General features: G+C 31.2%; 2 protein-coding genes. Both read left to right on the top strand.

Annotated features, from left to right (window positions below; genetic code table 11):
* On the top strand, window positions 1-718 hold a 718-nt coding region (locus ACWOA3_RS08810; protein WP_456885426.1), incomplete at its 5' end, for a G5 domain-containing protein.
* Between the two features lie 15 nt (window positions 719-733).
* A partial coding sequence (locus ACWOA3_RS08805) for an isopeptide-forming domain-containing fimbrial protein (protein WP_456885424.1) occupies window positions 734-5,861 on the top strand: 5,128 nt, incomplete at its 3' end.

The following is a 5,861-nucleotide window of genomic DNA, read 5'->3' as shown; positions in this document are numbered from 1 at the left end:
GGGAGTAAAAACCATCACTTACAAAGCTAAATTCAAAGAAAATAAAGAAGTAGCGAATACTAGAACGAAAGTAAAAGAAGAAGTAACGAAACAACCAGTAAACAAAGTAGTCCTAGTAGGAACAAAAGAAAAAACTATTGCTCCAGGCGGAACAGTAGTAACACCGACTCCAACACCTGATTTTAAACCAGTACCAAGGGAGAAATTCAGTGTAACACCTGAAGAAGGGGTACAAAATCTTGTAGAAGAGAAACCAAGATTAGAAATTTCTACAGAAGAAATCCCATTTTCTGTAGAAAAAAGATACAATAATAAGTTAGAAAAAGGTGTACAAAGAGAAATTGCTTCTGGAGAAAATGGAACACGAAAAGTATTTTCTAAAGTAGAAATAATTGCTGGGAAAGAAAAAAGAACAGTTGTATCTACTGAGATCGAAAAAGAGGCTAAAAATCAAATTTTAGAAATTGGAACGTTAGATCCAAAAACAAATACAACTCGTAATGAAGAAAATTCAAAAGTTAAAGATATCAATAAAGATGAAAAAACTGAAAGTATTAAAGGTACATCAGTTAAAGATATCAATAAAGATGCAAAAATTGAAAGTAATAAAGGTAAATTACCGTTAACAGGTATTTCACAAATTAATACATTCATTGCAGGTATATTTACATTAATAATAGCAGGTGTACTTACAATATTCAAACGAAAAAAAAGATAGAATAGAGGAGTAGACATGTCAAAGGAAAGGTATATTTTTAAAAGAAAAGATTTAAGAAAACTGTTTAAAGTATTCTTAGCACTATCTGTAATATTTACGTTGTTTTCCCCGTGGCTAAAGACAACACAACATATAGCACGAGCTGTAGATGACGATTTAATACATAATATTCAATCTTTAGGTGATAATATTACAGTAGCACAAAAAGGGTGTGATATTGTAGTTAAGAAAAAAGATAAAACCCATTGGGCGGTCCCAAGAAAGCCGATAGATCTTGTTATTCTACAAGATGCTAGTGGATCGTTTGAAAATACAATTGGAAATGTTAAAGCTGCTCTTTCGCAATTAACAACTCCAGTAGATGCAATTAATTATGATCCTGATAATCCTCGTTTAGTATTTACAGGTGACCCAGATACTACTGACCGTGTAATGGTAGCGAGTTTCAAAGATTTAGACGGATATAGACTTTATGATAAACAACAGCAACCATCAGCTAGTTCATATGTAGATACTAGTGGAAGAAATTATGATCCGGAAAAAAGAACTTGGTATTCTTATTCAGGTAATGATATTCTCTGGTGGGATAACTCTATAAACAACTGGGTAACTAAATATGAAACTGATACTAATTTTACTGGGGATTATCGAGAAGGTACATGGGATGGAAGTAAGTATACTCTAGAATCTAGTAATTTAACAAATGATAAAACTGCTATCCATAACTTTATTAATTCTATTACAACACGTGGAGGAACTCCAACTGTTCCAGCTATTGAGGATATAATAAATAAGTATAATAGCGTAAAAGGGAATATGAATAATGATAGAAAAACAGTATTCCTTCTTATTACAGACGGAGTAGCCAATGGTGTTCGTAAAGATGGTAAAGTTGTTATTGAATATTCAGGTAAGAGAAATGATAAATTATTAGAAAAATATGGTATTGATCCACTAGATTATCAACAAATGGAAGGATCTTCAAATATCCTAGCAAGAGCGGATGAACTTACTAAAGTAGGTGCTAAACTTAAACAAGCTGTAGGAGAAAAAGGTTCTGTTGTAGTAGGTTTCTGGGAAGATTTAAAAAAATTAACTACATATGGACAATATTATAATATTTATGATAATGGTTTTAGAGACACTGGAATAAATTTTGGTGATAATAGATCTGTTCGTGAAATATTCTCAACAGCACTTAGAAGTTTAGCTTCTCCTGATAAAGTAATTAACGGGAAAAATGCAACATTCTATGTTAATGAACAAAATGATATTCAAGCATTTTCTAATAAAGTATTAGCTTCTGTAGGTAATGCGTTGATTAAGGAAAATGTACAAGGTGATTTTACAGTCACAGAAGGTTATAGAGTAAAATCAGTGAGTATAAATCATAAGAAAGTAGTCGACAAGGAAACTATTGATAAAGAACATGAAATTCGTGGAACTATAAAACAAGATGGTAATAATGTCACTATTTCAGTACCTGATGCAGCTTTTAATCCAGGAGAAAATAAATTTGATTATGAGTTAGTAAATACTGTAGAACAACCTAACCTGAGTGAAGATGAGGAAGTACCGCCAGCTGATGATTATACTCCTACAACAGAAGATAAAAAAGTTGGTGAGTTAGTAGGACGTTTCCATGTAGGGAAATACCAAACAGATTTAATCGGTTCAAAAGAGGAACGAACAGTAAAAGTTAATTCATTGAAATATTGTTATCCAAACGTTAAAAAAGAAATTAAAGATAAAAATACTACTAATGACAAAGCAGATATCAATGATCCTGTTTTAGAAGGAAAAAAATCTTATGGAGCAGTATTGGATGATGTTCGAGAAGAATTTGATTATACAGTTGATTACAGAATGAATCATATTCCACTTAACTTTGAAAAAAATGCTATGCTTATAGATCCAATAGATTATCGACTGGATGTAATTGATGCATATGTAACTGAAACGGGCTCAACTCAAAGATTAACTGACTTTACAATTAGGAAAGTTAATGAAACTGATTCTGTCACTAAGAAAGAACGAACAGTTGTAGTAGCTGATATTCCTCAAAAACCGGGAACAAAAACAGACAGTGTAGATGAAGGAAACTATGGAGGACATAAGTTTAAAAAATACACATTACATGTGAAAGTTAAGATAAAAGATGAATATCCGTATGAAAAGAGTCAAAAAGACTATATTAAAATTCTTCAGGAAAACGATGGATATGGATTAAGAAACCAAGCCTCTATAAAATGGAATGGAGAAACGAATAATCCAAGTGATGACACAGCACAAGTAAGACGTTCAAATAACGTGTTTGTTGTACCACCGGTAAAAACAGATATAGATAAAAAAGTACGTGGCGAAAGCGAAACAGTGGATCAAGGAAGAGAACATTATTACTTACCACAACGTTATGATAAGTTTATCTATGATATTAAATCTTCATGGCCAGGACTAATGGATAGCTATTCTATTGAAGACCAACTTGAACCTGAATTAGAAGTAAATAAAGCTGACATTAAGGTAATGGTTAACAATAAAGAAATTACAGATTTAAAAGATCATATTACTGTAGAAAATAACTTAGTAAAATTATCATTGGTTAAAAATGATATCACACCTAAGTTAAACAGAGCTATTCAAAATGCGAATAAAGGAAACAATGGCCCAGCTCAAATTCATATTGAAATTAAAGCGAAAATTAAAGATGGTGCAAATATAGATAGATTTAAAGATGATAATGGAGTTATTAATATACCTAATAAGGCTACTGTAAAATTAAATAATCAACCAACAGAATCTAAAACAGTTTACGTAACACCAAATGAACCAACTGTTACGAAAAAAATCAATAACACGTTAGATCATTTAAATATTCCATCATGGGATAAAAAAGATAATGCTTATAATTATAATATTAAAACTACATTACCAGGTAATATAGATGCCTATAATATATACAAAATTGAAGATGTTTTAGATCAAGATTTAGAATTACAAGAAGGTAAGAATCCAACTATTAAAGGTGAAGTTGCAGAACACTTTGACGTAAGTTATGACAGTACAACTAGAACAGTGACTGCCAAAGTAAAAGATGGTCATTTCAATCAATTGACAGGTAAGAGTATTATAGAGTTAGAAATTCCAGCAAAAATAAAAGATGGAGTTTCTCGTGAAAAAATACCTAATATAGCCAAAGTATTTTATAATACAACAAATGCAACAGGTGAACCTAAGAAATTAGAAACGCCACCTGTAACAGTAACACCACCACCAAGTGCACCAACTAAGAAAATTAATGAAACATTAGATGATTTAGTAATAAACTCAGCAAGTGAAAATGCCTATAACTATAATATAAAATCTAAGTTACCAGGTAATATAGCTGAATATAAACAATACGGTATTAAAGATAAATTAGATGATAGACTTGAATTACAAGAAGGAAAACAAGCATCAATAAAAGGCGGAAATGCAGAACATTTCGATGTAACATATGATAAAGCGACTAATACAGTAGTGGCAAAAGTAAAAGAAGGTCATTTTGAAAATCTAAAAGGAGTTGCAGAAGTAGAATTAGTAATTCCAGCAAAAATAAAAGATGGAGTAACAGAGAAAAAAATACCTAATGAAGCAACAGTAATTTTTAATCAAACAGACGCTAATGGTGAACCAAAAGAAACACCAAAAACACCACCAGTAACAGTAACGCCACCGCCACCAAGTGAGCCACCAATTACAAAAACAGTAAATGATAAAACTCATGAGGATTTAACATCGTTAACACAAGAATTTGTTTATAAAATTGAAACACAAGTTCCAAAACATGCGACAGCATTTGAAGTAACAGACACTATAAAAGATGTGTTAGAGTTTAAAGGTGCAGCAGATATAGAAGCAACTGTAGACGGAGAAACAATTACTGATGTTAAGACTGAAGGTAAAACTCTTACTGTCAAATTATCAGATGACCAAGTGAAAAACAAAGCTGGTAAAAATGTAGTAGTTAAATTTAAAGCAAGACTTAAAGATAATTTGAAAGCAGAAGAATTAACAGAATTCACTACAGAAGATGTGGTTAGAGTTCCAAATACAGCTAAATATAAAATTAATTTAAGTGATGAACCAAAATTTAATAAAGAATCACAACCAGTAACGGTTACACCACCAAAACCAAATGAGCCAGGTATTACTAAAAAAGTAAATAACCAAGGACATGTTAATTTGACTGAGCCAGAAGAAGTATTCACTTATAAAATTGAAACAACAGTTCCAATGAATGCAACTGAATTTTCTATCACAGATACATTAGTAGATGAATTAGAATTCGGAAATAATGGTACTCCAGTTTCAGCAAAAGTAGAAAATGATTTTATAGATAATAGTAATATTACTATAAAAGGACAAACATTAACGGTTAAATTATCAGATGAGCAAGTTCGAACAAAAGGTGGAAAAGCAGTAGTAGTAGAATTTGTTGCTAAAGTAAAACAAGGAGCTAACATCTCTAAATATACAGAGAAAAAAGTTCCTAATAAGGCAACATATCATATTGATAATAAATTCAATAAAGATTCAAATACAGTAACAGTAACACCACCACCAAGCAAACCGGAAATTTCTAAAAAAGTAAATGAAGCGAATCATTATGACTTACCAAACCGTAATGATGAGTTTACATATACAATAACTACGCAAATGCCTAATAATGCTAACATATTTGAAATTACGGATGAATTAAAAGAAGTATTACAATTTGTAGGAGAAAAAGGTAATACAGTAGTAAAAATTGATGGTAAAGATGCTGGAAATAAAGCGACTATTAATATAAAAGGTCAAAAACTGCAAGTTTCATTTACAGAGGAGTCTGTAAAAGGGGATGCCGGAAAAGTAATTGAAGTAACATTCAAAGCCAAAATTAGAGAGGGAGCAAACCTATCTAACTATATAACTAGTGATAAAATACAAGTACCAAACAAAGCTTCATATGATATTAACAATGATCCAAAATATCATAAAGACTCAAACGTAGTACCAGTAACACCACCAACACCAAGCGAACCAGAGATCAAGAAAGATGTAAATGGAAAAGCAAGTGAAACACTACAAAATCGAGATGAAGAATTCACATACAACATAACTA

This window comes from Gemella taiwanensis, assembly GCF_054054385.1.
Note: the sequence above shows the minus strand (reverse complement) of the source record. Positions and strands in the feature narration are given on the sequence as shown.